This is a genomic window from Xanthomonas codiaei (genome assembly GCF_002939785.1).
Classification (GTDB): Bacteria; Pseudomonadota; Gammaproteobacteria; order Xanthomonadales; family Xanthomonadaceae; genus Xanthomonas; species Xanthomonas codiaei.
The window spans coordinates 33,167-59,652 of the sequence record NZ_MDEC01000030.1; the positions used below are offsets into that span (position 1 = coordinate 33,167).

Annotated in this window: 23 protein-coding genes, 1 other RNA gene and 1 pseudogene; 15 read left to right on the plus strand and 10 right to left on the minus strand. The window is 65.8% G+C overall.

Features of this window, described 5'->3' with window-relative positions; translation table 11 throughout:
• Positions 1-129: 129 nt before the first annotated feature.
• Both XcodCFBP4690_RS18015 and XcodCFBP4690_RS18020 read right to left on the minus strand, forming a co-directional pair.
• On the minus strand, positions 130-798 hold the full coding sequence (locus XcodCFBP4690_RS18015; protein WP_167394697.1) for a VOC family protein: 669 nt from the start codon (positions 796-798) through the stop codon (positions 130-132).
• A 154-nt stretch (positions 799-952) separates the two neighbouring features.
• Positions 953-1,840 carry a LysR family transcriptional regulator gene (locus XcodCFBP4690_RS18020; RefSeq protein ID WP_104543084.1) on the minus strand — a complete coding sequence of 296 codons (888 nt, stop codon included), beginning with the start codon at positions 1,838-1,840 and terminating at the stop codon, positions 953-955.
• A gap of 97 nt (positions 1,841-1,937) precedes the next feature.
• Between XcodCFBP4690_RS18020 and XcodCFBP4690_RS18025 the strand changes: the two genes are divergently transcribed.
• Positions 1,938-3,206, plus strand: coding sequence for an MFS transporter (locus XcodCFBP4690_RS18025; protein WP_430523614.1), 1,269 nt, complete (start codon positions 1,938-1,940; stop codon positions 3,204-3,206).
• Positions 3,207-3,278: 72 nt separating this feature from the next.
• Here the strand turns inward: XcodCFBP4690_RS18025 and XcodCFBP4690_RS18030 are convergent.
• Positions 3,279-3,377: pseudogene (locus XcodCFBP4690_RS18030) on the minus strand (MerR family transcriptional regulator); the annotation flags it as partial.
• A 509-nt stretch (positions 3,378-3,886) separates the two neighbouring features.
• On the opposite strand from XcodCFBP4690_RS18030, the gene XcodCFBP4690_RS18035 reads away from it, so the two are divergent.
• From XcodCFBP4690_RS18035 to XcodCFBP4690_RS18060, 6 genes are all read left to right on the plus strand, one after another.
• Positions 3,887-4,768 (plus strand): NAD-dependent protein deacetylase, encoded by an 882-nt coding sequence (locus tag XcodCFBP4690_RS18035; protein WP_104543088.1) that lies wholly within the window; start codon positions 3,887-3,889, stop codon positions 4,766-4,768.
• Positions 4,769-4,851: 83 nt separating this feature from the next.
• On the plus strand, positions 4,852-5,949 hold the full coding sequence (locus XcodCFBP4690_RS18040; protein WP_104543131.1) for an NADH:flavin oxidoreductase/NADH oxidase: 1,098 nt from the start codon (positions 4,852-4,854) through the stop codon (positions 5,947-5,949).
• A gap of 35 nt (positions 5,950-5,984) precedes the next feature.
• Complete coding sequence (locus XcodCFBP4690_RS18045) at positions 5,985-6,860, plus strand: NAD(P)-dependent oxidoreductase (RefSeq protein ID WP_104543090.1); 876 nt, start codon at positions 5,985-5,987, stop codon at positions 6,858-6,860.
• Between the two features lie 783 nt (positions 6,861-7,643).
• Positions 7,644-8,036, plus strand: a complete 393-nt coding sequence (locus tag XcodCFBP4690_RS18050; RefSeq protein WP_104543092.1) for an XVIPCD domain-containing protein — start codon at positions 7,644-7,646, stop codon at positions 8,034-8,036.
• A gap of 212 nt (positions 8,037-8,248) precedes the next feature.
• The gene (purU, locus tag XcodCFBP4690_RS18055) at positions 8,249-9,100 is read left to right on the plus strand and encodes a formyltetrahydrofolate deformylase (protein ID WP_104543094.1); all 852 of its coding nucleotides are present in this window, start codon (positions 8,249-8,251) and stop codon (positions 9,098-9,100) included.
• A gap of 125 nt (positions 9,101-9,225) precedes the next feature.
• Complete coding sequence (locus tag XcodCFBP4690_RS18060; RefSeq protein WP_146091954.1) at positions 9,226-9,720, plus strand: hypothetical protein; 495 nt, start codon at positions 9,226-9,228, stop codon at positions 9,718-9,720.
• A gap of 211 nt (positions 9,721-9,931) precedes the next feature.
• Here the strand turns inward: XcodCFBP4690_RS18060 and XcodCFBP4690_RS18065 are convergent, their stop codons facing one another.
• The 3 genes from XcodCFBP4690_RS18065 to XcodCFBP4690_RS18075 form a co-directional block, all read right to left on the minus strand.
• Complete coding sequence (locus XcodCFBP4690_RS18065) at positions 9,932-11,881, minus strand: choice-of-anchor X domain-containing protein (RefSeq protein ID WP_146091955.1); 1,950 nt, start codon at positions 11,879-11,881, stop codon at positions 9,932-9,934.
• Between the two features lie 316 nt (positions 11,882-12,197).
• Positions 12,198-13,079 carry a methylenetetrahydrofolate reductase gene (locus XcodCFBP4690_RS18070; RefSeq protein ID WP_410049738.1) on the minus strand — a complete coding sequence of 294 codons (882 nt, stop codon included), beginning with the start codon at positions 13,077-13,079 and terminating at the stop codon, positions 12,198-12,200.
• A gap of 172 nt (positions 13,080-13,251) precedes the next feature.
• Complete coding sequence (locus tag XcodCFBP4690_RS18075; protein WP_104543100.1) at positions 13,252-14,166, minus strand: LysR family transcriptional regulator; 915 nt, start codon at positions 14,164-14,166, stop codon at positions 13,252-13,254.
• A 178-nt stretch (positions 14,167-14,344) separates the two neighbouring features.
• Here XcodCFBP4690_RS18075 and msuE point away from each other — a divergent pair, with 178 nt between their 5' ends.
• The 6 genes from msuE (at position 14,345) to XcodCFBP4690_RS18105 (ending at position 20,060) form a co-directional block, all read left to right on the plus strand.
• Positions 14,345-14,938: an FMN reductase gene (gene msuE / locus XcodCFBP4690_RS18080; RefSeq protein ID WP_104543102.1), complete on the plus strand. Its 594-nt coding sequence runs from the start codon at positions 14,345-14,347 to the stop codon at positions 14,936-14,938.
• Between the two features lie 162 nt (positions 14,939-15,100).
• Complete coding sequence (locus XcodCFBP4690_RS18085) at positions 15,101-16,084, plus strand: DUF1852 domain-containing protein (RefSeq protein WP_104543104.1); 984 nt, start codon at positions 15,101-15,103, stop codon at positions 16,082-16,084.
• A gap of 29 nt (positions 16,085-16,113) precedes the next feature.
• Positions 16,114-17,145 carry a methionine synthase gene (locus XcodCFBP4690_RS18090; RefSeq protein WP_104543135.1) on the plus strand — a complete coding sequence of 344 codons (1,032 nt, stop codon included), beginning with the start codon at positions 16,114-16,116 and terminating at the stop codon, positions 17,143-17,145.
• A gap of 103 nt (positions 17,146-17,248) precedes the next feature.
• Complete coding sequence (locus XcodCFBP4690_RS18095; protein WP_244183700.1) at positions 17,249-17,980, plus strand: TetR/AcrR family transcriptional regulator; 732 nt, start codon at positions 17,249-17,251, stop codon at positions 17,978-17,980.
• A 159-nt stretch (positions 17,981-18,139) separates the two neighbouring features.
• Positions 18,140-19,000: an oxidoreductase gene (locus XcodCFBP4690_RS18100; RefSeq protein WP_104543108.1), complete on the plus strand. Its 861-nt coding sequence runs from the start codon at positions 18,140-18,142 to the stop codon at positions 18,998-19,000.
• Positions 19,001-19,058: 58 nt separating this feature from the next.
• Positions 19,059-20,060 (plus strand): NADP-dependent oxidoreductase, encoded by a 1,002-nt coding sequence (locus XcodCFBP4690_RS18105; RefSeq protein WP_104543110.1) that lies wholly within the window; start codon positions 19,059-19,061, stop codon positions 20,058-20,060.
• 569 nt (positions 20,061-20,629) lie between these two features.
• Here XcodCFBP4690_RS18105 and XcodCFBP4690_RS18110 read toward each other — a convergent pair.
• Together XcodCFBP4690_RS18110 and XcodCFBP4690_RS18115 are read right to left on the minus strand one after the other, a co-directional pair.
• Positions 20,630-20,705, minus strand: a non-coding RNA gene (locus tag XcodCFBP4690_RS18110) — sX9 sRNA.
• A 60-nt stretch (positions 20,706-20,765) separates the two neighbouring features.
• On the minus strand, positions 20,766-21,749 hold the full coding sequence (locus tag XcodCFBP4690_RS18115; protein WP_104543112.1) for a quinone oxidoreductase family protein: 984 nt from the start codon (positions 21,747-21,749) through the stop codon (positions 20,766-20,768).
• Positions 21,750-21,939: 190 nt separating this feature from the next.
• Here XcodCFBP4690_RS18115 and XcodCFBP4690_RS18120 point away from each other — a divergent pair, with 190 nt between their 5' ends.
• Complete coding sequence (locus XcodCFBP4690_RS18120; protein WP_104543114.1) at positions 21,940-22,308, plus strand: winged helix-turn-helix transcriptional regulator; 369 nt, start codon at positions 21,940-21,942, stop codon at positions 22,306-22,308.
• A gap of 406 nt (positions 22,309-22,714) precedes the next feature.
• Here XcodCFBP4690_RS18120 and XcodCFBP4690_RS18125 read toward each other — a convergent pair whose 3' ends face one another.
• Positions 22,715-24,172, minus strand: a complete 1,458-nt coding sequence (locus XcodCFBP4690_RS18125) for an OprO/OprP family phosphate-selective porin (RefSeq protein WP_104543116.1) — start codon at positions 24,170-24,172, stop codon at positions 22,715-22,717.
• Positions 24,173-24,840: 668 nt separating this feature from the next.
• Positions 24,841-25,719, minus strand: a complete 879-nt coding sequence (locus tag XcodCFBP4690_RS18130; protein WP_104543118.1) for an SDR family oxidoreductase — start codon at positions 25,717-25,719, stop codon at positions 24,841-24,843.
• A gap of 134 nt (positions 25,720-25,853) precedes the next feature.
• Between XcodCFBP4690_RS18130 and XcodCFBP4690_RS18135 the strand changes: the two genes are divergently transcribed.
• Positions 25,854-26,285, plus strand: a complete 432-nt coding sequence (locus XcodCFBP4690_RS18135) for a winged helix-turn-helix transcriptional regulator (protein WP_104543120.1) — start codon at positions 25,854-25,856, stop codon at positions 26,283-26,285.
• Positions 26,286-26,486 lie beyond the last annotated feature (201 nt).

A 26,486-nucleotide genomic window follows, 5' to 3' on the forward strand; every position in this document is an offset into this window, starting at 1 on the left:
GGCTATGCGCAGCGGCCGCGTCACTGCGCAAGTGCAATGCCTGCACGAAGATGCCCCGAACATCGATACAGTGACGCGCCGTGCATCGGTTTGTCACCTGGAGGTGGCCCAGTCGTCTTGCTCGCCGCTCTAAGCCGCCAGCAGCTCCCACCCTTGCGCATCGCGCAGATGCAGGCCGGGCTGGGGCGCATCCACGCTCACGCGCACGCCGTCTGCCCAGGGCAGCTGGCGCTGCTGCGGAAACCAGCGGCGCGCCTGGTCCACCACGATCAACAGACCATGGTCGTCGCCCAGCGCGGCAAAGCCGTCCACGGCGGGTGCGAAGGGCTGCACGCCGAAGTGATGCCCAAGGCTGCGGATGACGGTCGCCACGTTGTTGCTGGGCAGGCCGATCTCGCTCAGGCACAACAATTCTTCGCCATCAAACGCGCCCTGGCCGGTGGCTGCCTGCTGCAACGCGTTGCGGGCGATCAACTCCAGCACCGCACCATCCGGGCCGGCGAAGTACACCGACTGCGATTGCCATACGCCATCCAGCGCAAAACGTTGCCGCCCCTGCGGGTCGCTCAACAGCGTGGCGCGTGCGCCGATCCAGTGCGCAGCGGCTTCGAACCGCGACGGGGCCACGTTGAAGGCCAGGTGCATGCTGCCCACCGGATGTTGCGCCTGCACGCATTCCAGCGTGCTCCAGCCAATGCGCACGCTGTTGCCGTGCGGCGTCAGCTGCAGCACGTCGCGATAGAAGCGCAGGGTGAGATCGGGGTCCAGGCAGGGCAGGACGAGGTGACGAAGATGCATGGCATTCAAGTCGATGGGAGGGGCCTGCATTGGACAACCTCAATCGCAGTTGAGGTCAAGAGGCGCGTGGTGAGTCCTGCAACGTCGCGCCGTTGTCGTGGTGTTCGGTCGCGATGCTAGTGCCTGGGGCGTGGCATCGCCGGCGCAGCAGCGCTCAGATCGCTTCCGCCAGCGCCCACAGATGGCGCACCAATGGCGCATCCTCCAGCGCGCCGGGAGCCGCCGCCAGCGCCAGCCGCGCCAGCGGCATGCGCCCATCGATATCCAGGTAACGCACGCCTGGGCGCTGCAATTGCGCGGTGGAGGCAGGCACCACCGACACGCCCAGTTCGGCAGCGACCAGATTGATGATCGAGGACATCTGCGGTGCTTCCTGGGTGATGCGCAAGGTCACGCCGGATTCGCGGCAGGCCGCCAGGATCTCATCGTACAGACTGGAGCCGAAGCTGCGCGGAAACAGGATGAAGGGTTCACCGGCCAGCGCGGCCAGCGGTGCGCTGCTGCGCGCGGCCAGCGGGTGCGCGGCCGGCACCGCGATCTTCATCGGCTCATCGGCAAAGCGCAGCAGGTGCAGGTCCGGCGGGGTGCTCAACCCATAGCGCACGAAGGCCGCATCCAGGCGGCCTTCGGCCAGCCCCACCAGCAGGCTGGCGGTGTTGGTCTCTTCCAGCAGCAACTCCACCTGCGGCCACTGCCGGCGGAAATCGCGGATCAGCTGCGGCACCACCGGGCTGAAGGCCGCCGAGGCGGTGAAGCCCATGCGCAAGCGGCCCGATTCTCCGCGCGCCACGCGCCGGGCGGTTTCGGCGGCGCGTTCCACATCGGCCAATACCCGGCGCACCTCGCCCAGGAAGGCTTCGCCGGCGGGGGTCAGCTCGGCACCACTGTGGGTGCGGCGAAACAGCGGTGTGCCCAGTTCGCGCTCCAGGGTCTGGATCTGTTGGCTCAGCGGCGGCTGGCCGATACCGACCCGCACGGCTGCACGGGTGAAGTTGCCCTCTTCGGCAACCGCCAGGAAATAGCGCAGGTGACGCAGTTCCATGGTATCTGTTTCATATATGGCAACTGCGAGTATCATATATTGGACAGGGGGTGGTGGCGGGCGAATACTCGCCGTCCCACGTTTCCACCGAGTCCGCGTGCCTTCGTCCGATCCCCGCCCACTGCGTGGCGCTGCCGCGGTTGTCGATACCACCGCGCCGGCCACCGGCCGCATCCGGCTGGCCTTGTTCCTGGCCGGCTTTGCCACCTTCTCGCTGCTGTACAGCGTGCAGCCGGTGTTGCCGGAATTCGCGCGCAGTTTCGGCGTGGATGCGGCGGTGGCTTCGCTGCCGCTGTCGCTGGCCACCGGCGGCCTGGCACTGGCCATCTTCTGTGCCGGCGCGGTGTCGGAAAACCTGGGCCGGCGCGGGTTGATGTTCGCCTCGATCGCATTGGCTGCGGTCCTCAATCTGGTGGCGGCCTTCCTGCCCGATTGGCATGCGCTGGTGGTGGTACGCAGCTTGTCCGGCATCGCGCTGGGTGGGGTGCCGGCGGTGGCCATGGTCTACCTGGGCGAAGAACTGCCCGCCAGCAAGCTGGGCGCGGCCACCGGCCTGTATGTGGCCGGCAATGCCTTCGGTGGCATGACCGGGCGCATCGTGATGAGCGTGCTGACCGACCACACCGACTGGCGCACCGCGCTGGCACTGCTGAGCGGGCTCGACCTGCTGTGCGCGTTCGCCTTTCTGTGGCTGTTGCCGCCCTCGCGCCATTTCGTGCGTCGGCATGGGGTCAACCTGCGTTTCCACCTGCGTGCCTGGGCCGGGCATCTGCGCGACCGCAACCTGCCGTGGCTGTTCGCGCTGCCGTTTCTGTTGATGGGCGTGTTCGTCAGCCTCTACAACTACGCCGGGTTCCGATTGGGCGGGCCGGAATTCGCGCTGAGCCAGAGCCAGATCGGCCTGATCTTCAGCGCGTATGTGTTCGGCATCGTCAGCTCGTCGGTGGCCGGCGCGGCGTCGGATCGCTTCGGTCGCGGGCCGGTGGTCAGCACCGGCATCGTGTGCTGCGTGGTCGGCGTGGCGCTGACCCTGGCGCCTGTGCTGGCGCTGGTGGTGGCCGGCATCGTATTGCTGACGATCGGCTTTTTCATCGCCCATTCGGCGGCCAGCGCGTGGGTGAGCCGGCTCGGTGGCGCGCATCGCAGCCATGCCGCGTCGCTGTATCTGCTGGCTTATTACGCCGGCTCCAGCGTCATCGGTGCGCTGGGCGGCTGGTTCTGGCAGCACGGTGGGTGGGCCGGGCTGGTCGGCATGTGCCTGACGCTGCTTGCGCTGGCGTTTGCTGCGGCGCATGTCTTGCGCCAACGCGCGGACGATGCCCGCCCCTACGGCCGCTTCGCGCCGCATCCAGCGCGTGGCCGATGAGCCAGGCCGACAGGGCAGTGCAGCGATCGCAGCAGCGGCACAGGGCACCCACGGCACGCCTCGGCGCGTGCACTAGCCGGACGAGGTGACGCGCTTGCCGCGCGCGCGCTGCGGCGCGGAAACCGCAGATAGTTGCTGCGCCAGGGTGGCCAGCAGACGCGCGCGCCGGCGCGCCGATCCTCAGGGTGGGTGTCGATGTGGCAGAGGTCACCATCTGCCGAGGATACGCGGCACGCCACGCTTGACCCTCCCCTTGGCGTCGGGCACGAAGACGCGCGCTCCCTGGTTCTGGAGTACATCTCCAGGATGCTGCGTCACGCTCGTACAACCGGCCTGTCGGTGATCGCAACGCCGCCGGCCGACTGCTGCACTTCTGGGTGGCGGCCCCTGCCATGACGACGCGACGACCTCCAGGCGGTTGCTTGGAATCGACCGCCCCGGCCCCATGTCATGACTCGCCCGCAGTAGCAGATAGCTACCGTCTGGATGCATCCAACGCCATCAGCGGTGCGTACTGGATGCATGAGCCATGCGCGATGACCTTGCGTACCGCATCCACCCGGTTCGCTGCAGCATCGAGCAAGCGTGCGCTGCAGTCGGTCCGGTAGAGTTTGCAGTGCGTCGCGCGTTGCGCCCAGGCTGTGTCTGCAAGGTGATCCTATGGAAATTGGAGTTGTTCGATGACCGCTGTCCTTGCCCAAGCCGACGATGCGCTGCAGGCATTTATCGAGCGTCACCAACGCCTGTTCGTGCTCAGTGGCGCCGGGTGCAGCACCGATTCGGGCATTCCCGATTACCGGGATCTGCAAGGTGGTTGGAAGCGTCCGCAACCGGTGACGTTCCAGGCCTTCATGGGCGAGCTGTCCACGCGCCAGCGCTATTGGGCGCGCAGCCTGGTGGGCTGGCCGCGCTTCGGGCTGGCCAAGCCCAATGCCACCCATCACGCACTCGCCGCACTGGAAGCGCGTGGCCAACTGGAATTGCTGCTCACCCAGAACGTGGACCGCCTGCACCAGGCCGCCGGCAGCCAGGCGGTGATCGACCTGCACGGCCGGCTGGACGTGGTGCGCTGCATGGGCTGCGAACGTCGCATGCCGCGTACCGAGTTCCAGCTGCTGCTCGAGCAGGCCAACCCCGGCTGGGCCGACCTGGAGGCCGCCCAGGCGCCCGACGGCGATGCGGATCTGGACGATGTGGCGTTCGACAGCTTCGTGGTGCCGCCATGTCCGGCCTGTGGCGGCGTGATCAAGCCGGACGTGGTGTTCTTCGGCGAGAACGTCCCGCGCGAGCGAGTGGAGCGCGCGTTCGCGCATCTGCAGGCTGCCGATGCGGTGCTGGTGGTGGGCTCGTCGCTGATGGTCTACTCCGGCTTCCGCTTCGTGCAGGCCGCGGCACGCAACGGGGTGCCGATCGCGGCACTGAATTTCGGGCGCACGCGCGCCGATGCGCTGTTGAGCCTGAAGGTGGAACGCTCCTGTGCCGATGCGCTGGCCTTTCTGCAGCCACCGCCTGATCCGCTGCACACCGCAGCGGCCAGCGACGACAGTGCGCGCTGCGCATGACGCAGTGATCCATTGCAGTGGTTGTGCGGCGGCGCGGCACGCAGTGCAATGGGCGCCCCCCCCCGTTGCGCCTGGATGTTGCCTTGAGCCAGTTGTTCACTCCCATCGCGTTCGGCCCGCTTGCGCTCGCCAACCGCATCGTCATCGCGCCGATGTGCCAGTACTCCGCACAGGACGGCTGCGCCAACGACTGGCATCGCATCCATCTTGGCACCCTGTCGCAATCGGGCGCGGGCCTGTTGATCCTGGAAGCGGCCGCGGTGCTGCCGCAAGGGCGCATCAGCTACGCCGATCTGGGGCTGTACGACGACGCCACCGAGCAGGCCTTGAGCGACGTGCTGCAATCGGTACGCCGCTGGTCGCCGATGCCGATCGGCATCCAGCTGGCACATGCCGGGCGCAAGGCCTCCACCGATCTGCCGTGGAAAGGCGGCGAGGCGATCGCGCCCGACCACGCCAATGGCTGGCAGACCGTATCCGCCTCGGCGCTGCCGTTCCGCGACGGCCAGCCCTCGCCGCAGGCGCTGGATGAGGCCGGCATCGATGCGGTGGTGGCCGCATTCGTCGAATCGGCCAGCCGTGCCGAACGCCTGGGCCTGCAGTTGATCGAGCTGCACGCCGCGCATGGCTATCTGATGCATCAGTTTCTCTCGCCACTGAGCAACCAGCGCAGCGATGCCTATGGCGGCTCGCTGGAGAACCGCATGCGGCTGACGCTGCGCATCTTCGATGCGGTGCGCGCGGCCGTGTCGGCACGGATGGCGGTGGGCGTACGCATCTCGGCCACCGACTGGGTGGACGGTGGCTGGGATCTGGAGCAGAGCATTGCGCTGTCCAAGGCACTGGATGCACGCGGCGCGCACTACATCCACGTTTCCAGCGGCGGGCTGGATCCGCGCCAGCAGATCGCACTGCAGGACGGCTACCAGATCCCGTTTGCGCAGGCGATCCGCGCGCAGGTGGGCATGCCGGTGATCGGGGTCGGCCTGATCACCGAGCCGGCGCATGCCGAGGCAATTCTGCAGGACGGCCAGGCCGACGCCATCGCCCTGGCGCGCGGCATCCTGTACGACCCCCGGTGGCCCTGGCATGCCGCCGCGGCACTGGGTGCCAGCGTCACGCCGGCACCGCAATATCTGCGCAGCGAGCCGCGTCAGGCGCGCGGCGTGTTCGCCAGCTGACGCCCGACACGCAGGCCATACCGAAGAGGACACGCATGCCGATAGGATTTCTGGGGTTGGGCACGATGGGCCTGCCAATGGCGCATAACCTGCTGCGCGCCGGCTTCGCGCTGAGCGTGTGGAACCGCTCGCCGGAACGCGCGCAGCCGCTGCACGCTGCAGGTGCCACGGTGGTGGAGGCAGCGCAGGCGGCCGCGCATGGCCCGTTGCTGTTTTCAATGCTCGCCGACGACAACGCGGTGCGCCAGACCATGCTGGAAGGCGGGGTGCTGGATGCGCTGCCGGCCGGCAGCGTGCACGTCAACATGGCCACCATCTCGGTGGCGCTGGCGCATGAATTGACCGCCCTGCACGCCGAGCGCGGTATCGCCTACGTGGCGGCACCGGTGCTCGGCCGTGTCGATGTGGCCGAAGCGGGCAAGCTCAACATCCTGGCCGCCGGCGACGATGCCGCGCTGGCACGCGTGCAGCCGATGTTCGATGCGCTGGGGCAGAAGACCTGGCATATCGGTCGTGCGCCCGAGCAGGCCAATGCGGTGAAGCTGGCGGCCAACGTCTGCCTGGCCAGCGCCATCGGCGCCATGGCCGAAGCCAGCGCGCTGGTCCGCGGCCATGGCGTGGACACAACCCAGTTCCTGGGCATGCTGACCAGCACCTTGTTCGCCGCGCCGGCGTACCAGGGCTACGGCAAGTTGATCATGCAGCGCCAGTACAGCCCCGCCGGTTTTACCGCCACTCTCGGGCGCAAGGACGTGGATCTGGCGATCCAGGCCGGCGCCGGGAAGCAGGTGCCCATGCCGCTGGGTGAGCTGCTGCGCGCCAGCCTGGACGAGGCGATCGCCGATGGCGACGGCGATGCCGACTGGGCGGTACTGGCCGAGGTGGCAGCGCGCCGGGCGGGGCAGGCGTAGCGCAAGTGAGAGACGATGGCGGCAGTGTGCTTGTGGCGAAGCGTCTTGCCGGCGCGAGTCCGGCAGCGCGAAGAACGTAGGCGTTGCTGTGGAGCCGCCTTGCGTCCAACGCCCACTCCATGCCTGCGTTTGAATACCACGCACCGGGTTGGCCACGACGCATCGTCGCATGCGATGAGCGCGCAAAGCACAGCCTTTGCACGTCAGCACAAACACCGCTAGTGAAATGAAGCCCCTCTCCCCGCGGGAGAGGGGTTGGGGTGAGGGTACGTCAACCCACACACTGAAGCGCAGCCCACCATGTGCGTTGAGCGGCAAGCAATCACGCCGCTGCGAGCCTATTGCACAGCTAAACCCACAGGCACAGGTGCGCAGTCCGCGCGCAGTCACTTGCAGGCACATGGCAATCCAGTCCTGCGGTGACCTGCCTCAAAGCAGAGCGACATCCGCTGCTGCCACCCATCACAAGCCCTCCATGCAGCGTCCCCTTACGCTGGCATCCAGGCCACCATACGAGGCGCACGAGATGAACGAACGCCGCCGCACGGCGCATCGCAGGGCCGTGGCAGCTTGATGGCGTTCTCCAGGCACCGGCTGGCTTGAGGCAATCTCCGCAAGCGGCTAAGGTGCCTGCTCGATTCGATCCGGTAACGATCTGCGCCATGCGCATGGCGTTGCAGCCACCACCAGCGCCTTCAGGGAGAATGCGATGCGACACCTGCACATCAGGCCCGGTTCTTCCGCGCGCCCACCGCGCGTAGCGGCCTATGCCGGTGACGCATCATGACCACCCCGCCAGTCATCGACAAAGGCCAGGTCGGCCCGGACCATCCCGAGCATCCGGACCATTACCTGTTCGCGCAGGTCCGCGAGGCGGTTGCCGTGCTCGATGCCGAATTGAACAAGCCCACCGACGCGGCCAGCGAACGCATGGCCGCACGCCTGTTGTCGCTGGCCAAGCAGCATGGCTTCGATCAGGTGGACCACGTGGTACTCAGCCGGCATGTCGGCGAAGTGGGCGAGAACGTGTTTCTGGTGCGTGGCGAGTTGTCCGACCCGGCGCACCTGCGTGCGCACATCACCACCCAGGATGCGATGGAGACCTCGGTGGAGGATTCGCTGGCGCAGCTGGAGGAAATCAACCGTCGCCTGATGCTGCGCTTGCCGCCACGCTGACACCCGACCGACGAGTGACCCTGCCGCAAGTCGCTGCGCACGCGGTCTGCACAGTGCCAACCGCCGCGATCGGGATTGACCACAATGCCGCGGGTTGCGGCCGCGCGCCCATCTGCAGCTCCGCTGCATGGCATGTCGCGCCTCTGCTTGTCGCAAAAGTTACCGACGCAAGCACTGCGCCGGTGGCCACATGCATTGGCTATCATCGCCCGATGCGCTCCGACTACATCCTCACGCTCTCCTGCCCCGACCGCACCGGTATCGTCTATCGCGTCACCGGCCTGCTGTTCGACCTGGCCTGCAACATCCTCGACGCGCAGCAATTCGGCGACGACGAAAGCGGCCGCTTCTTCCTGCGCGTGCATTTCGACAAACCGCCCGGCACTGGGATCGCCAGCCTGGAGCAGCGGTTCGCACTGCTCGCCAACGAGTTCCAGATGGCCTGGCAATTGCACGATGCGCGCCGCCGCGCGCGGTTGCTGGTGCTGGTGAGCAAGCAGGGGCATTGTCTCAACGATCTGCTGTTTCGCATGCACAGCCGGCAACTGCCGGTGGACATCGTGGCCGTGGTCTCCAACCATGCCGACTTCGCGCCGCTGGCCGCGTCTTACGGCATCGACTTCCACCACCTGCCGGTCAACCCAGACACCCGTGCTGCGCAGGAAGCCCAGCTGCTTGCGCTGGTCCAGGAGTTGCGCGTGGACCTGGTGGTGCTGGCGCGCTACATGCAGATCCTCTCGCCCGCCCTGTGCCGCGCACTGGCCGGCCGTGCGATCAACATCCACCACAGTTTCCTGCCCAGCTTCAAGGGCGCGCAGCCGTATCACCAGGCGCACGCACGCGGGGTCAAGATCATCGGCGCCACCGCCCATTACGTTACCGAAGACCTGGACGAAGGCCCGATCATCGAACAGGACATCGCCCGTGTGGACCATGCCATGACCCCGCGCGATCTGGTGCGCGTGGGCAGCGACACCGAATCGCTGGTGCTGGCCCGCGCCGTGCGCCGCCACGTCGAGCATCGCATCGTGCTCAACGGACATCGCACGGTGGTGTTTCGCTGACGACGTGCCTGCCGTCTGCGGAAGCTTGGGTAACCTCCCGGCCTCATGCTCAAAGCGGGCTAACAGATGCATCCCTACTCACACAGCGTCGGACATTGCCGCCATCAATATGGGCTCAGAGGCACATGAGTTTCCCTGCCGCATGGATGTTGGCTTTTGCCTTGGTTACGGCGGATACGCCAGCTTGGACGCAACCCCCTGAGCCGGATCATTCCGCATACGCCTTTGGTGGATTGCTCAGCGGCACCGATCGCGGGGAGTGGATCGGTCGTCTCCAGTTCAAGGATGCGTCCGGAAATGTCCGTGTGCTTTTAGAAGAAAACGTACTGGGTATCGTTGAAAACACGCACGGGGTCTTCGTATTTACCGGCTTAGCCCACCTGGGTCTCAATGAGGGGCAGATGTACAGGATCAACCGTGACGAGCGCGGCCTTGTCACGGCCGCATTGGTGAGAAGGCTCCCCGGTGCACCCAGTCAAGTCATCGCATTATCTAAGAGCAAGGCGCTTTTCCTGGTGTTTACCGGAAAATTCGACGCTAAAGGGATGCTGATTTTCGAATGCTATTCGCTGAACGGTGACTCGATCAGTCGTGGGACCGGATGCCCGCAGGGTGGATAGGTAGTTGGCGCAGCATTCAATTGAAGTAGGAGCTTGTTCCGTGAGGCGGGCACGGAGCGCGACGTCCACTGAATTTGAGGTCGTCAATGGGTACCCGCGTCGAGAATGATTTAATTTACGTGGCATGTCCATTGATCGATGACTGCAATTCCAGTCAAGGAAATGGCCGGCTCTTTCGGGCCGGCCATGGCACTTGCCGCTTACGTCTGCATCACCTCGCCGCGTTGGAATTCATCACTGCGTTGCGGTTGGCGTCCAGATACTGCGCCGGGTCGCGCATGCCGGTGGTGTGGCACTGGCCGGTGGTGTGGCCGCGATTGACGCCGCCGGGCAGCTGCGCGTTGGCCTGCTCCACGGTGCCGTCTTCCGGGTCGTTCAACACCAGGTCCGAGGCGGCATTGCAGTAGTCATTGGTGTACCAATTGGTCTTGGCGAACGAGGTGGTGTAGTAGTTGACCTTGGCGCGTGCGTCGGCGGGAATGCCGGCCAGCCAGGCCTTGGCGCCGTCGTAGGTGAGGTCGGTATTGCTGCCGCAGCCAACGCCGAACCACGAACCCACCGCGGCGAGAATGCCGGACAGGTTGGTGCCCTGATACGGCGTGCCCACCGACTGCATCACGCGCCCGCCGCTGGCGTTATCCAGGCCGCTCCAGTAGTAGGTGTACAGGTGGAGCGCGGCCATGCCGCCCTGGCTGTGCGCCACGGTGGAAAACGACGACCACTGGCTGGCGAACTGCGCGATGCGCTGTGCGAACTGGTCGTTGCTGCGGTTCTGCTTGGCGTCCAGGAAGGTGGAGGCGTTGGTGAACTGCGCCTGCGGCCACACGCCGTTGGAGCAATAGCCGTGCACCAGCACCAGTTGCGAGCCGGCCGCCTGCGGCTGTGCCATCGCAGCGGCCAGCGTCGATGGGCGTGGCCCCATGCGCATGCTTTCGTCGATGGCGCCGGTGGCGCGCGCGATGCTGGCGCGCCGCAACGCAGGCACTTGCAGCGGCAAGCTGTCGGCCTGCGCCAACGGGATGTAGTAATCGGGGTCTTCGATACGCAGCCCACGCAGCGAGAACGGCGCGCGTGCGCCGGCACGTGCAATCCAACGCTCGTCCAGACTCAGCGGCAGCTGTCCCTGCTGCGGTGCCAGCATGCCGCCGATCCACGCCACCGGCACGTCGCGGCCCTTGGCATCGGTGCCCCAGACCTGGCCGAACACACGATAGTGCGACGGTGCCTTTCCGCGCGCAGCCACCGGCAGTGCAAGCGTGAGCCGGGTGCCATCGGCCGCGCGTGCGCTGAGCGCATTGCCCATCAGGCGCAGGGAGGTATCCAGCACGGGCATCACATGTTCGCTGGTTCGCACGAAGGGTTGCCCCGCCTGATCGCGGCCGCGCACGATGACCTGCGCAATCCAGGTGCCCTCGCGGCCCGGCTGGAAGTTGCCGCCATACACGCCATCGCCGGCCGCGCCATCGTTGTGCGCCCCGTCGTCGGCCATCGGCAGCACGCGCACTGCGCCTTGCGGATCGATCACCCGCAGGCTGGCGGTATCGATCTGCCCGGCTTGACTGGCAAGCAAGGTCGCACCGCGTGCATCGCTGCCGCTGAGCATCGCATTGAGCGTCAGCGATTTGCCTACCAGGTGCTGGCGGTCGCGCGGATACGAGGCCAGTTGCGTACGGGCATCGCCTTCCATCAGCACATAGCCGCGCTGCGTCAGCGGCGAGGCCGATTGCAGCGTCAACGACCAGTTGCCGTTCTGTGCGGCGTCCACCGCGTAGCGCATGCCGGCGGTGCCGTTGTCTGCCGTGCCCAGCACGGTGCGTTGTGCCTGCACCTGCGGCGCGGCGGTGGCGTGTACCCCGGCAACGCGTGGTGCCGCCACGGCGGCGTCCCATGCCTGATCGCCGGCCAGCACCATGAAGCGCAGCTTGCCATTTTCCACCGGCAGCGTGCCCTGCCAACGCGCGGCCTTACCGGCTGGCGTCAGTTCCACCGGCAACAAGGCGCTCTTGGACAGGATCGCCGACTCGGCCGGATCGGGCGCGCGCATCTGCGCGAATTCCTCGGGCGGGCCGGCCAGTTGTTTGGGTTGCAACTCGGCCGCCGCCAGCGGCATCGACACCAGCGACAGGGCGCACATCACGGACAACAACGAGGGCTTGGGCATGGCGACATCTCTCCTTGGACGTTGCGGATGCGATGCCATCGCGCACAGCAACGGCATCGGATGCGGCGCCCCCTCGCCGCGATTCACCAAAGGTTATACATCGCTCGTATGACAAGCCTGCTGTGCGCTGCAACACCCAACGCATGCAGCAAGAAACGTCAGTAATGAATAGTACAGACTGTGATACGAGTCGCGGACATGCCTGAAATTGCGCTTTATCACCGCGTATCGAACGGCTGCGCGGGATTGACGTCGAGCACAGCGTCCCGCGTGCGTTCGGCGGCTCTATTGGACGCGCGCCATCTGGCCGATGCGTCTACTGGTCGATGGGGTGTGTGAGCCTGCTCCGGGAGCGGTACTGCTCCACCCACCCGATGGAGCGCGCGATCCCGCCGAACGGAAACAGGTGCAGGCGGACATCGCCATGCGCGTTGCTGAGGCCGGCGGCAAGGCGATCGACAAAGCGGTCCGGCCCTGCCGTTCCAAGCAGCTTGCCGATCGAGGCGCCGTAGCCGGAGAGCATTGCCGCGCTTGCGCCAACACCGCACCTGGCGGCATAGCGGGCGAGTACCGCAACGCCGGCAGGACCAGGCACGCCCACACGCACCGGATGGTCGATGCCACGCGCGCGCAGCGCCTCCAACCACCTCAACACACGATCGGCATCGAACGCGAATTGGGTAACGATCAGCGGCGCCATGCCGCGCTCGGCGATGTTGCGACACTTGCGTTCCAGGACATCCCATTGAGCGCTTGCAGGCAGGGCAGGGTGGCCTTCCGGGTGTCCGGCCACGCCGATGCACTTGATTCCTGCGCGCTCGAAGACGCCTGTCGCAATCAGCGACAGGCTGTCTTGGAACGGCCCGATCGAGGTCGACGGATCACCCGCGATCACCAGGCAGCGCTCGACGCCGGCGTCATCGACGGCGCGCCCGACGACGGCGCGCAAGTCCTCTAGCGAGGCGATGCGCCGCGCCACCAGGTGCGGCATGGGCGCAAAGCCAAGCGCGCGTATCCTGCGTGCGGCCGCCAGGCGCGTCGCGTTGTCCTGGCCGGGCAGGGACGGGATGGCGATGAGGGAGCCGGGCATGATCCGCGCTGCCACTGCGGCCAATGCGTCGATGTCGTTCGCGCCCACTTCCAACGAATAGGCGTCGATGCGTGCGCTTGCAGGTCTGGAGATGTCTGGATGCATCAACGGTTGTGCCGTTCTTCGAAGAGCGGCAGGCTCCGGCACGCGCACGCGGATTGAACGTCGCCGGATAGCGGCCTTGTCATCGCTGCGCCAGAGCGCGGCGCAACAGTCATGCAGCCCATGGCGGCGTGGCGGCGAGGCAGGAGATACGGCGCACACCGGGCGATAGCACCCATCAGTTGGCTCCCGGCGGACGGGCGGAGGCGTTTGCTGGCTGGCGTGCCAGTTCGATGAAGGCCCGCACATAGTCGATGCCCAGATCGGCCTCGCGCGCGCCCAGGAAGATCTGCTTGGGGATGCCGCGCGCACCCAGCCGGACCGGCACCACGTCCATCCTCGCCGCATATTCCTCGACCAGCCAGCGCGGCATGGCGGCCACGCCGCGGCCGCTGGCCACCATCTGCATCATGATGTCGGTGGTTTCGATCGCCTTGTGGCGGCGGGGCGTGACACCGGCCGGCAGCAGGAACTGGCTGTAGATATCCAGGCGCTCCAGGTCCACCGGATAGCTGATGAGTACCTCGCGGGTCAGCTGCTGCGGCTTGACGTAGGCGGCCGATGCCAGCGCATGGCCCTTGGCCACGACCAGCACCTGCTCATAGTCGAACACCGGCTCGAACCGCAGCCCGGGCTTGAACAGCGGGTCGGGCGTGACCAGCAGATCGATCTCGTAGCCGAACAACGCGCCAATGCCGCCGAACTGGAACTTCTGCTTCACGTCCACATCCACATCCGGCCACGTGGCCAGATACGGCGACACCAGCTTGAGCAGCCATTGGTAGCACGGATGGCATTCCATGCCGATGCGCAGCGCGCCGCGCTCGCCCTGCGCAAACTGCCGCAGGCGTTCTTCGGCCAGATCCAGTTGCGGCAGCACCCGGTTCGCCACCGCAAGCAGATATTGCCCGGCCTGGGTCAGCCGCAGGGCGCGCCCCTCGCGCAGCCACACGTCGGTGCCCAGCTGCTGCTCCAGCTTCTTCATGCTGTGGCTCAGCGCGGACTGGGTGAGGTTCAACACGCCTGCAGCGGCCGTCAGCGAGCCTTGCTGCTCGACCTGTTGGACGATGGTGAGGTGGATGCGCTCAAGCATTCAGATGATCCGAATTCATGGATTGGTGAAATAACACCATTTTACTTCATTGGATGCGACCCCTAGCATCGAGTGCGTCGTCGTTGGTCCGTGTGTGAACACGCCTGCGCCAGGATCCTCTGGGGCCGGCCTGCATCTCCGGCGGCGATACGCTTCCCCACCGCTCAGGTCTCCGCGCATGACTGCAAACCCGCCACACCCGCTCCGCGTCGTCGCCGTTTCCGGCGGATTGCAACGCCCTTCCAAGGCTGCCGCGTTGGCACAGCACCTGATGGCCCTGATCGGCGACGAGATGGCGTGCGAGCCACAGCTGGTCGAACTCGGGGCGTTGGCGCCGCACTTTGCCGGTGCGCTGTGGCGCTCGCAGCTGCATGACACGGTGGAGCAGGCACTTGCCGCCGTGGAGCAGGCCGACGTGCTGGTGGTGGCAACGCCGGTGTATCGCGGTTCGTTCACCGGGCTGTTCAAGCATTTCTTCGACTTCGTCCACCAGGATGCCCTGGTCGACGTCCCGGTCTTGCTGGCGGCCACCGGCGGCAGCGAACGTCATGCGTTGGTGATCGACCATCAACTGCGGCCGCTTTTCAGTTTTTTCCAGGCACGTACGTTGCCGCTGGGCGTCTACGCCACCGACCGGGATTTCCTGGACTACCGCGTGCACAACGACGCACTGGCCGAGCGGGCCAGGCTGGCGGTGCAACGGGCACTGCCGCTGATCGCGTTGACGCGGCAGGCACGCGCCAGCGCCGCCACCGCGGTCGCCGCGGCCTGAGCGCCCTCCGCTTCATGGCTGCGTGCGGGCCACCTGTGCCCGCCGCGACCGGATTGGTTGGGGCATGCCGGCCGATCCAGATGCCAGGCGCGTGCACAGCCGACAACACCCGCTGCGCCGCAGGGCGCGCGTCTCATTCAACGAAACCAGGCGTCAGTTGCAATGACTCAGGACTTCACCTTCACCATCAAGAGCCTCAAGTTTGACGAGGACTACCAACCCTCGGCCACGACGCGCAACACCACCAACTTCGCCAACCTGGCCAGAGGCCAGCGCCGCCAGGAGAATCTGCGCAACACGCTGGCGATGATCAACAACCGCTTCAACGACCTGGCGCATTGGGACAACCCCGCGCGTGACCGCTACGGTGTCGAACTCGACATCGTCTCCGCCGAGATGCACATCGGCGGCCGTGACGCGGGCGATGCCTTTCCGTTGATCGAGATATTGAAGCCCACCATCGTCGATCGACACACCGGTGCGCGCATCGACGGCATTGCGGGGAACAATTTTTCGTCCTACGTGCGCGACTACGATTTCAGCGTGCTGCTGCCAGCGCATAACCAGGACAGCTCCGGTTTCAACATCCCCGAGGACTTCGGCAGCCTGCACGGCACCCTGTTCAAGCATTTCGTGCACTCGGATGCGTACACCGCGCGCTTCGACAAGCCGCCGGTCATCTGCATCAGCGTCTCCACCAGCAGAACCTATCACCGCACCGGGAACCGGCACCCCATCCTGGGAATCGAATACAGGCAGGATGCGTTTTCGTTGACCGATCAGTATTTCGAAAAGATGGGCCTGACGGTGCGCTATTTCATGCCGCCCAACAGCGTTGCCCCGCTGGCGTTCTACTTCTTCGGCGATTTGCTCGGTGACTACACCAACCTGGAGTTGATCGGCACCATCAGCACGATGGAGACCTTCCAGAAGATCTACCGGCCAGAAATCTACAACGCCAATTCCGCGGCGGGGGCGAGCTATCAGCCAAGCCTGAAGCACCAGGATTATTCGTCCACCCAGATCGTCTACGACCGCGAAGAGCGCAGCCGGCTGGCCGTCACGCAGGGCAGGTTCACCCAGGAGCACTTCATCCAGCCCTACGGCAACCTGCTTGCGCAATGGGCATCCCGCCACGCGTCCTGATCACCCCCCAAGGCAAGACATCACCCATCATGAAAAAGCTGCTCCCCACCTCAACCGCCGGCAGCCTGCCCAAGCCGTCCTGGCTCGCGCAACCGGAAACACTGTGGTCGCCCTGGAAACTGCAGGACGAGGCACTGGTGGAAGGAAAGCAGGACGCCTTGCGCCTGTCGCTGCAGGAACAGCAGCACGCCGGTATCGATATCGTCAGCGACGGCGAGCAGACCCGCCAGCATTTCGTCACCACCTTCATCGAACATCTCAGCGGTGTCGATTTTCAAAAGCGCCAGACGGTCAGGATCCGCAATCGCTACGATGCCAGCGTGCCGACCGTCGTCGGTGCAGTCAGCCGCCCCAAATCGGTGTTCGTGGACGATGCCAGATTCCTGCGTGAACAGACCGGCCAGCCCATCAAGTGGGCGCTGCCCGGTCCCATGACCATGATCGATACGCTGTTTGACGCGCACTACAAGAGCCGCGAAAAGCTGGCCTGGGAATTTGCCAAGATCCTCAATCAGGAAGCCAGGGAACTCGAAGCCGCCGGCGTGGACATCATCCAGTTCGACGAGCCGGCCTTCAACGTCTTCTTCGACGAGGTCAACGACTGGGGCGTTGCAACGCTGGAACGCGCGGTGGAGGGACTCAAATGCGAGACTGCCGTCCATATCTGCTATGGCTACGGCATCAAGGCCAACACCGACTGGAAGCAGACCCTGGGGTCGGAGTGGCGCCAGTACGAAGAGTCGTTCCCCAAGCTGCAGACCTCCAGCATCGACATCATCTCGCTGGAGTGCCACAACTCGCACGTGCCGATCGATCTGATCGAACTGGTCCGCGGCAAGAAGGTGATGGTCGGCGCCATCGACGTGGCAAGCTCCACGATCGAAACCCCGCAAGAGGTGGCAGACACGCTGCGCAAGGCACTGCGGTTTGTCGATGCCGACAAGCTCTACCCGTCCACCAATTGCGGCATGGCACCGCTTGCGCGTGACGTCGCACGCGGCAAGCTCAAGGCGCTCAGTGCAGGCGCAAACATCATTCGCGCGGAGCTGTCGGCGCAATAACGCGCCTGTGCCTGCGTAGACCAGGGGCCTGAAGAAAGGCTGGGCGGCGCATTCCATGTGGCGCTCAGCCCGGTGAGGCCCCCCGGTTGCGGTACGTTTGAGGATGCGCCAGTGGCAGGCGGCGAGCAGCGGCGCCGCTGGGCCACGAAAGCAGGCGGGACCCCGCCCTATGCGCTTACCGCTCGTCGGACAGCAGGCGATACGGCTTCCATCGCTGCAGCGCCCATGTATGATGACCATCATGAAAAAGACCTCACCACGCTCCCGCACATTGTCAGGCCGCAAGGCTGACAGCCATGCACGCATCGTCGAAGTCGCTGCACGTGCGATCCGGCGCACCGGCTACGATGGCACCGGCGTGGCCGACATCATGAAAGAGGCCGGGCTGACCCACGGCGGCTTCTATGCGCACTTCGCATCGCGCGATGCATTGTTGGCCGAGGCTGCCGACCACGCGGGCGCGCAGACGGTTGCCAACTCTGCGCAGATCGTGGCTGCAGTCCCGCCGGAGCAGGCGGCGCGGGCGTTGATGCGGGCGTATCTGTCCGATGAGCACGTCAACAACGTCGAATCCGGCTGTCCGATCGCTGCGCTGGGTTCGGAGATGCCGCGTCAGGCACCGGAAGTGCGCCAGGCGGCAACGCGTCGCATCAAGGAAATGATCGACCTGGCCGCCCGCCAGTCGCCGGACTGGGGAACGCCACAAGCGCATGCGCGTGCACTGGTGACGGTTTGCGCCATGGCGGGCACCTTGATGCTGGCGCGCGCCGTGGACGACCCCGCCCTGTCGGCTGCGATGCGCAAGGTGGCACTCGAACACTTCGGCGCAGCCTGAGCAAAATGCCCGGATCGAGTGCTGCCCAAAAATATGATGTTCGTAATATTTTGATGTGCAGATCGCAGTCCGCCGCGTCCGCGGCTTCTCACCATCACCGCGTGCGACGGCAGCACTCACTGGCTTGCCGCAGCCCCTCACCCCGAGAAAGAGGCACCTATGAACAGCAAGATCGCACTCGTGACCGGAGCCTCCTCCGGCATCGGCGAAGCCACCGCCGCCCACCTGGCCAAGGCCGGCTACACCGTCTATGGCACCAGCCGCCGTGGTGGCCGCTCGAGCACGCCCGGCGTGCAGATGCTGTCGCTAGACGTCACCAACGACGAGTCGGTGGCCCTCGCCATCGACGCCGTGCTGCGCAAGCAGGGCCGCCTGGACCTGTTGGTCAACAATGCCGGCTTCAGCGTCGCGCCCGCCGCGGCAGAAGAAAGCTCCATCGCGCAGGCACAGTCGGTGTTCGACACCAATTTCTTCGGCACCGTGCGCATGACCAATGCGGTGATCGGCCAGATGCGCAAGCAAGGCGGTGGACGCATCCTCAACATCGGGTCGGTGCTGGGGCTGGTGCCGATTCCGTATACGGCGCTGTATGTGGCCAGCAAGCATGCGATCGAGGGGTATAGCGAATCGCTGGATCACGAACTGCGCGATTGGGGCATCCGGGTCTCGGTGATCGAGCCGGCGTACACCAGGACGCCATTCGACGCCAATTCGCTGCAGCCGGATGCACCGTTGGAGATCTACCGTGACATGCGCGCGCATCTGGCCGCACACGTGGCTGACGTGATGCAGAAGGCCGATGCACCGAGCGTCGTAGCCGAGGTCGTACTGAAGGCAGCGCAGGACCCACGACCGAAGGTGCGCTACACCGCCGGCAAGGTGGCCAGGCAGATGAGCCTGCTGCGTCGCCTGTTGCCCAATCGCATGCTCGGCAATGCGCTGCGCAAGGAACTCAAGCTGGATCAGGTCGCATCGCCAGCTCGCGGCAGCGGCTCGGCTGCTGCCGGAGCACGCGCGTGATGCACAGGACCGATCGCACCGATGCCAAGCCAGGGGCACGCGCCCGGCGGGGACACGCATGAAAGCCGTCATGGTCGACCAGTACAAGAAACATGGCCCGCTGCGGATCGGCGACATGCCGATGCCGCAGCTGCGCCCCAACGATGTATTGATCAAGGTCAGCGCCGCCAGCCTGAATCCGCTGGACGCCAAGGTGCGCGATGGCGAATTCAAACTGCTGCTGCCGTTCAAGACTCCGTTCGTGCTGGGTAACGATGTGGCCGGCGTGGTGACGCAGGTCGGCACCGCAGTGCGCGACATCGCGGTTGGCGATGCGGTGTTCGCCAAGATCGAGCCGGGCCGCATCGGCACTCTGGCCGAGTATGTGGCGATCGATGCGGCGGTGGTGGCGCCCAAACCCGCCAGCCTGAGCATGGAAGAAGCCGCATCGTTTCCGCTGGTCGGTCTGACCGCCTGGCAGACGCTGGTGGAGACCGCTGCGCTCAAGCCCGGGCAGAAGGTGTTGATCCATGCCGGCTCCGGTGGGGTGGGCACCATCGCGATCCAGCTGGCCAAGCATCTGGGAGCGTATGTAGCCGCTACCACCAGCACTGCCAATGTGGAGTTGGTCAGGTCGCTGGGCGCCGATCTGGTGATCGACTACAAGCAGCAGGAGTTCCAGACGCTGTTGCGCGACTACGATGTCGTGCTGCACAGCCTGGATACCCCGACGCTACTCACCTCGCTGCAGGTGCTCAAGCCCGGCGGTGCGTTGATATCGCTGTCCGGCCCGCCGACGCCGGCCTTTGCGCAGCAGCTCGGGCTGGCGTTTCCGCTCAGGCTGGCGATGCGTCTGCTCAGCCGTCAGGTGCGTGCGCAGGCCAGAAAGCGGCAGGTGTCCTACACCTTCCTGTTCATGCGCGGCAATGGCGCGCAGCTGCGCACGTTGGCGGCATTGCTCGACAGCGGTGCGCTTCGTCCAGTGATCGACTCGGTGTATCCACTTGCGCGCGCGCAAGAAGCGCTTGCGCACGTGGATACCGGCCGCGCCAAGGGCAAGGTCGTGGTCACCTTGGCGTAGTGGCGGGGCCTTGCGGTGCGGCATCGGAGACAGGTTTTGGAAGTGTGTCGGCAAACATGACGACATGGACATGGACATCGATGACGGCGTAGGCATTCATCCACGCCGTGTGCGTCTTCGCTGCACGCGCGTCGTGCCTGCGTGTTGCGCCCTGGTCGCCAGGCGAGCCACTTCTGCAGCAATGCGCGCCAAAGGCCGTCACCTCAGCGGTCTGCTTGGGCAACAGCTGCCGATGCACACGCAGCGACGCCGGGTTGCTTTCGGATAGCACGTCAGCCGCGCAACACTCCAGTACAGCTTGTCGCCCTTCGCGCAGTGCAGTACGGATGACGCGTGCCAGACGCAATACGCAACATGCGCAGCAACCCCCATCTGACGGTTGCTGCGGGCGTCATGTCGTACAAGCAACCGTGCTACGGTGCCGTCGCCCATGCCCAAGTTGCGTCCAGTCTTGCAATGAGGTCGAAGCTCAGCGGCAGCTTCGCCATGCAGCCCTGTTGCGTGGCGACTGCCGGCAAAGACCGCAGCCGATGGCCGGCGCGGTCGTTCTGTCAGCGGGGGTTTAGAGCGGCTAACAAAACGTAGCGAGCGGTCGTCAGGTGGGTGCGGACGGCGCGGAGGAACCGCAGTGTACGAGTGGTACATGCCGCACCGAGCACCGACCGCGCCCGCCCGGCGGCCGCGCAGTAGGTTTGCTAGCTGCCCTTATTCCGCCCAGGGTTGCAGCACCACCTTGCCCGTGGTCTGACGGCTTTCCAGCAGGCGATGTGCTTGGACGGCCTGCGACAACGGCAATGCGGTGCCGATCTGCAGCGCGAGTTTGCCAGCCATGATGAACCCCATGATCTCGCCCAGCGTGGATTGCATCAGCTGTGGAAGCGCCATGTAGCCGCCGATATAGAAGCTGGTGACGGTGTGGTTCTTCAACGTGAGTTGCCAGGGGTCCAGCAAGGTGTTCTCACCGCTGGACTGACCCAGGAACACCATGCGGCCGAAGGGAGCCAGCGCGCGCAGCGCTTCGGTCACGCTATCGCCACCGGCGCTTTCCAGGACGACATCCACGCCGCGGCCCTCCGTGAGTGCCAGCACCTGGTCGGCCCAGTCTGGCGCCGTGTAGTCCACCGACGCATCGGCGCCCAGGCGCTCGGCGAGTGCGCGCTTTTCCGGGGTGCTGGCGGCGGCAATCACCTTACCGGCGCCGTAGAGCTTTGCGAGTTGCACCGCGAACGAGCCCACACCGCCGGCCGCCGCTTCGATCAACACCGTCTCGCCCGACGCAAGCCGCGCGGCTTGCCGCAGCGCAACGCCTGCAGTGAGCCCGTGCGCGACCACGGCGGCGGCCTGTATCGCGCTGACGCCCGGCGGCAACGGCATCACCAGCGCAGCGGGAAAGGCGATGTACTGCGCATAGCCGCCTACGCCCGGCGTGGCCAGCACCGCCATGCCGACTTCCAGCCCGGTGACGCCCTCGCCGAGGGCGTCGATCGTACCGGCCACCTCGATCCCGGGGGTGTACGGCAGTGGAGACGACTCGATGTAATCGCCGCGCCGGCGCATGACGTCGGCAAAGTTCAGGCCGACCGCTTCGATCTTGATCAGCACTTCGCCCTTGCCGGGCTGCGGCTGCGCAACCTCTTCATAGACCAGCACATTGGCGTCGCCGTGCTGGTGAAACCGTACTGCCTTCATGATGCATGCTCGCTGTGTCAGGAGGCCGGGTGGCCGGAGCCGCCTGCCGCAATCGTGTATCGGCAGGCGATGCTGTCCCGGGCGCAAGGCTGTGCAGCCGATCGTCGAGGGACGCATCACACGGTATTTCTGTAAACCTGATGTCAATCAGATACCAGTTGTCCACTAGGTATCCCACGAGACACTTGCAATGAATACAGCAATGCAACCCGCCTTCAAATTCGACTGCCCGGGCCGTGAAACCTTGGAGCAACTTGCGGACAAATGGTCGGTGATGGTGCTGGCCTGCCTGCTGGTGATGCCGCTGCGCTTCAACGCCATCAAGCACAATCTCGAGGGCGTGTCGCAGAAGGCGTTGACCCAGTGCCTGCGTCGGCTGGAGCGCAACGGCATCATTGCGCGCACGGTGATCGTGCGTTCGCCGATCGCGGTGGAATACCGCATCACTCCGCTCGGTCTGCGGTTGAAGGAGCCGATTCAGTTGTTATGCGCCTGGACGCTCGACAATCAGCATGCCATCGCACAGGCGCGGGAAGCATTCGACCGCGAAGCGGCGTAGGCGCCGATGTGGCGGTAGGCAGCATGGCATGCCTGTGGCGGTATGCAGCTCAGGCATGGACAGTACCGCTGCGATGCCAGATGGCAGGCATCGAAATGCGTGGCGATGCATCCACACGTGCCACGACCTGGCAGGCGAGGACAACCGCAACGCAAGACGCGCCGTACAACGCGTCTTGCGCCTGTAGCTGACACGCTGTGCGTTATGGAACGGTTCCTTTTTGCGGCAGCAATCGACCGCGATGCATGCACTCCACGCGCAGCGAGTGTCGACAGCGCAGCGAGACGATGACAGGCCACAACACGAACGCCCCGCCTGAGCGGGGCGTTTGCAGTATCGGCACGGCAGTGTTGCCTCATGCCGATGCTTGCATCGCGCGCGCGCGACGCAGGCCACGTGACGTGGCTCAGTAATTGACCTGCAGCTGCAGCCGCAGCAGATCGCCTTCCACCACCGGATAGGGCGCAGTGGTGACATCGGTGCGCTTCATCTTCGCGTAGGCGAACACCAGCTCCAGCGCATCCATCGGCTGCCATTCGACGCCGGCTTCCACTTCGTCCAGGCGCATGCGCGGCGCGTTGGTGTCGAACTTGGAGCCGCCGCGGTAGGTCTGCCATTTCAGATACGGCAGCAGGGTGCCGTAGTTGAAGTCGTGCTTGAACATCGCCTGCACGTAGCCGCCGCTCAGCGAACGGGTGCGGATGCGACGTTGCGCCACATCCAGCTCCGGGCCGCGGCCCACCGTCCACTCGGCCTGCAGGCCGAACGGTTGCGGGTAGTAGATGACGTGCGCGGCCACGCGCTGGTCGGTGTAGCCGTTGGGGTCGGTGATGGCCGGGGTGAAGCTGCGGCCACCGATGTTCACTGCCGCCGCGGTCGGCACGAAGCGCCCGCTGTAGGCGTCGGCGCCCACTTCCAGGTACTGCCCGTTGGCGAACTTGAACGGGTAGGTGGCGTGCACCACCGCATGCATGCTGTCGTTGCGCTCGGCGCGATTGGCGCCCTGGCCGTTGTAGACGCCCGCGCCGATCACACCGTAGTCGCCCGAACCCTTCAGGCCGGACTTGACCAGGTCCTGGAAGCGGCCCTTGGCCACGGTGGGGCTGTAGTAGAACACCGCGCCGATATCGCGTTCGTCGCGCAGGCCGGAGTTGAGCGCGTCGGCACGGTCCAGGGTGAGGCGGTTCTGGCTGGACTGCAGGTTTTCCCAGCCGTACGGCATTTTCGACTGGCCCACGCGCACGCGGTATTCGCGCTTCTTGTCGAAGAAGATGTCGGCGTAGGCATCGCGCAGCTGCGCGAAATTGGAGGTGGTCGAGCCGGAGGGCGTGCTGGCAAAGTCGGGCTGGAAATACAACGACACGTGCTCATTGAGATCGCCGCTCAGCACCAGGCGCGCACGCCGGATGCCCAGGCTCTGGTCGTTGCCGATGAAGCGGTCGCCCGGTGCGCGCAGGTCCTGCGCATCGCCACCGATGCCCTGGTTGTAGCGGATCTGGGTGTAGCCACGCAGGCTGAGCTTGTCGTACCACTTCTTGCTGGCGTCGGCCGACTTGGCCGGTGCGGGCGCCGGTGCCGCAGCGGGAGCAGGAGCGGTCTGCGCGATGGCGGTATCGGCCGGCGTTGTGGCACCCGGCGCCGGTGGCAGCGGCTGGGCGGGCGCGGCGGGCATTGCCGACACCGGCAGCTTGCCGTTTTCGTCCACCTGCACGAACTTGCCCAGCTTGTCGCGGCCCGGCGCCGGCTCGGCGAAGATCTGCTTGGTCTTGCGGTCGACGTACAGCTCCAGCTCGGCGGCCAGCGTACTGCCGCTGGCAGTCGCGCTGAGAGCGCACAGGACGGTGGCGAGATTGCGTTTTTTCATGGATCCGGCTCGTACAAGGGAAATCGAGGGCGGTGGAGCGGTCAGGCCGGTGCGCCAGCAGGCTGCAGACACGGCGTGGACCCTCTACCCAGATGCCCGGTCGTCCCTGACGGCGCGGCAATGACAGCAGTTATATTTAGATTTGATGTCAGTTTGGTGACAGGCCCGGCGCATCCCTTGGGGCGCTTGTGTCACCAGCGTGTCAGTGCGGTGTCAGTTATGCGACCGGCGCAACACGCGCCGTCCGCTCCAGTTGGACCGGCAGCGTGCGGGAACAGTGCCGCCATCGTGGCGGGGAGGTCACAGCCTGTGGCGGTCGCGCCGGCATAGCGTCCGTACTGCATCCCTGAGCGGCAGGGGCAGCCCCAAGGCTTCCTGGCACCGGCGTGCCTCGCCGATCGGTCGCACCCGGCTACCGGCTCTCCACAGGGCGCCACTGGGGCGGGGCGCGTCGCTCAAGCGACGGCCGGCGTCGTCATCACGCGGATTGGGGGCCGCCGCCGGCTGGGCGACTACAGGTCAGGGACTGGCGGGCCAGTAGTCAGAGATGCTGCCGCAAGCAGGGCGGTGTCTGCTTGCAGTCACCGGCCACGCGCGATCGCGCAGCGCAGCGCTCATCCCGGCGGCCGACAGCCAAGGCTGCCGGCCGCCGGTTACCTGCAGCGTGCTTACCGAGCCGCCAGCGCCGCCGCCACCGTCTCGCGCAATGGCGTGGTCGGGCGCCCGATCAGCCGGCTCAGCGTATGGCTGTCATCGAACAGGCTACCGCCGCGCGACGACGCCGAGCACTGCGCCAGTACCTGCGCGAACCCGGCCGGCACGCCCACCTGCACCAGCGCCGCAGCGTAGTCGGCCTCAGGAAGGTCGTGATAGACCACCGGCTTGCCCGACTGCCGCGACACCTCTGCTGCGTACTCGGCCATGGTGAAGGCGGTATCGCCTGCCAGTTCATAGACCTGCCCGGCTTGCGGTGCGTCCGACGCCAGCACTGCGGCCGCTGCCGCCGCATAGTCCGCGCGCGCGGCAGCACTGATCCTGCCCTCGCCGGAGCTACCCATCGCGCCGCCGTGTTCCACCTCGGCCGCAATCGCGCCGGTGTAGTTCTCGGTGTACCAGCCATTGCGCAGCAGCACATGCGGCACGCCGCTGTCGCGCAGCAGGGCTTCGGTGGCCACATGTTCTTCGGCCAGCGACAGCGTGCTGGTATCGGCATGCAGGATGCTGGTGTAGGCAAGCAGCTCGACCCCGGCGCGCTTGGCCGCTTCGATCGCATTGCGATGCTGCGGCACGCGTGCGCCAACGGCATTGGATGACACCAGCAGCACCCGACCGACACCGGCAAAGGCCTGATCCAGGCTGTGCGGGTCGGCGTAGTCGGCCTGACGCACCGTGATGTCGCGTTTTGCGAACCCGGCGAGTGACGCAGTATCACGGGCCGTTGCTACGATGCGGTTGGCAGGTACGTGCTCTAGCAACGCGTCGACGACCAGCGCGCCCAGTTGCCCGCTGGCGCCGGTGACAAGGATCAGGGGGGAAGCATGTGCCATGGTGCGCTCCAATAGGTTTAGAGAAGAGGTTTGGTCTAGTATTTAGACCTTGTGGTCCGCGAGCCTATTGTCAGGACCGCCCGGTCCTTCGCAAGGAGGCAGTTTTACTCCCCCTGGTTACCGTGAGATACCCCGTGAATGCGATTGCCCTGTTCCCGCCACCGCCTTCCCTGGAAGGTCCCTTCGACGCCACCAAGTGCCCGGTGCGCGATGTGCTGGACCAGATCGGCGACAAGTGGACCTTGCTGATCCTGTTGACGCTGATCCCCGGCCCCTCCCGCTTCAGCGCCATCCAGCGCGCCGTGCCGGACATCTCCAAGCGGATGCTGACCCAGACCCTGCGCAACCTCGAGCGCAACGGCATGATCACCCGCAAGGTCTACGCCACCAAGCCGCCCAGCGTGGAGTACGCGCTCTCCAAGCTCGGTGTCGCGCTCCTTGGCCCGGTCTCGCAACTGCTGAACTGGGCCGGCGAACACCACGCCAGCATCCGTGCCGCCCGCGAGCGATTCGATCGCGCCCAGCAATCGGCAACCGCACTGGACGCCGACGACGCCCTGGCCTGACGGCTGAGCCTGGCCGTTGCGCGCCGCCTCGCAGCCAAGTATCGCGCTTTGACGCCACCTGCGTGCTCGGTTCGGGCATTGCGCCCGTCGAGCAGGCAACACCATTCATGCGACCTCGACGTCCCCCCGATTTTGAGTAGCACCGCAGTTTGGAGTCCAATTCCCTACCCGACGGAGATTGGACGTGAAGAAACGTTTTAC

Bases quoted from the DNA above. Each gene is read 5' to 3' on its own strand.
- XcodCFBP4690_RS18015 (WP_167394697.1), bottom strand. From the start codon at position 798: ATGCATCTTCGTCACCTCGTCCTGCCCTGCCTGGACCCCGATCTCACC.
- XcodCFBP4690_RS18020 (WP_104543084.1), bottom strand. From the start codon at position 1,840: ATGGAACTGCGTCACCTGCGCTATTTCCTGGCGGTTGCCGAAGAGGGC.
- XcodCFBP4690_RS18035 (WP_104543088.1), top strand. From the start codon at position 3,887: ATGACCGCTGTCCTTGCCCAAGCCGACGATGCGCTGCAGGCATTTATC.
- XcodCFBP4690_RS18045 (WP_104543090.1), top strand. From the start codon at position 5,985: ATGCCGATAGGATTTCTGGGGTTGGGCACGATGGGCCTGCCAATGGCG.
- XcodCFBP4690_RS18050 (WP_104543092.1), top strand. From the start codon at position 7,644: ATGACCACCCCGCCAGTCATCGACAAAGGCCAGGTCGGCCCGGACCAT.
- purU (WP_104543094.1), top strand. From the start codon at position 8,249: ATGCGCTCCGACTACATCCTCACGCTCTCCTGCCCCGACCGCACCGGT.
- XcodCFBP4690_RS18060 (WP_146091954.1), top strand. From the start codon at position 9,226: ATGAGTTTCCCTGCCGCATGGATGTTGGCTTTTGCCTTGGTTACGGCG.
- XcodCFBP4690_RS18065 (WP_146091955.1), bottom strand. From the start codon at position 11,881: ATGCCCAAGCCCTCGTTGTTGTCCGTGATGTGCGCCCTGTCGCTGGTG.
- XcodCFBP4690_RS18075 (WP_104543100.1), bottom strand. From the start codon at position 14,166: ATGCTTGAGCGCATCCACCTCACCATCGTCCAACAGGTCGAGCAGCAA.
- msuE (WP_104543102.1), top strand. From the start codon at position 14,345: ATGACTGCAAACCCGCCACACCCGCTCCGCGTCGTCGCCGTTTCCGGC.
- XcodCFBP4690_RS18085 (WP_104543104.1), top strand. From the start codon at position 15,101: ATGACTCAGGACTTCACCTTCACCATCAAGAGCCTCAAGTTTGACGAG.
- XcodCFBP4690_RS18090 (WP_104543135.1), top strand. From the start codon at position 16,114: ATGAAAAAGCTGCTCCCCACCTCAACCGCCGGCAGCCTGCCCAAGCCG.
- XcodCFBP4690_RS18095 (WP_244183700.1), top strand. From the start codon at position 17,249: ATGCGCCAGTGGCAGGCGGCGAGCAGCGGCGCCGCTGGGCCACGAAAG.
- XcodCFBP4690_RS18100 (WP_104543108.1), top strand. From the start codon at position 18,140: ATGAACAGCAAGATCGCACTCGTGACCGGAGCCTCCTCCGGCATCGGC.
- XcodCFBP4690_RS18105 (WP_104543110.1), top strand. From the start codon at position 19,059: ATGAAAGCCGTCATGGTCGACCAGTACAAGAAACATGGCCCGCTGCGG.
- XcodCFBP4690_RS18115 (WP_104543112.1), bottom strand. From the start codon at position 21,749: ATGAAGGCAGTACGGTTTCACCAGCACGGCGACGCCAATGTGCTGGTC.
- XcodCFBP4690_RS18120 (WP_104543114.1), top strand. From the start codon at position 21,940: ATGAATACAGCAATGCAACCCGCCTTCAAATTCGACTGCCCGGGCCGT.
- XcodCFBP4690_RS18125 (WP_104543116.1), bottom strand. From the start codon at position 24,172: ATGAAAAAACGCAATCTCGCCACCGTCCTGTGCGCTCTCAGCGCGACT.
- XcodCFBP4690_RS18130 (WP_104543118.1), bottom strand. From the start codon at position 25,719: ATGGCACATGCTTCCCCCCTGATCCTTGTCACCGGCGCCAGCGGGCAA.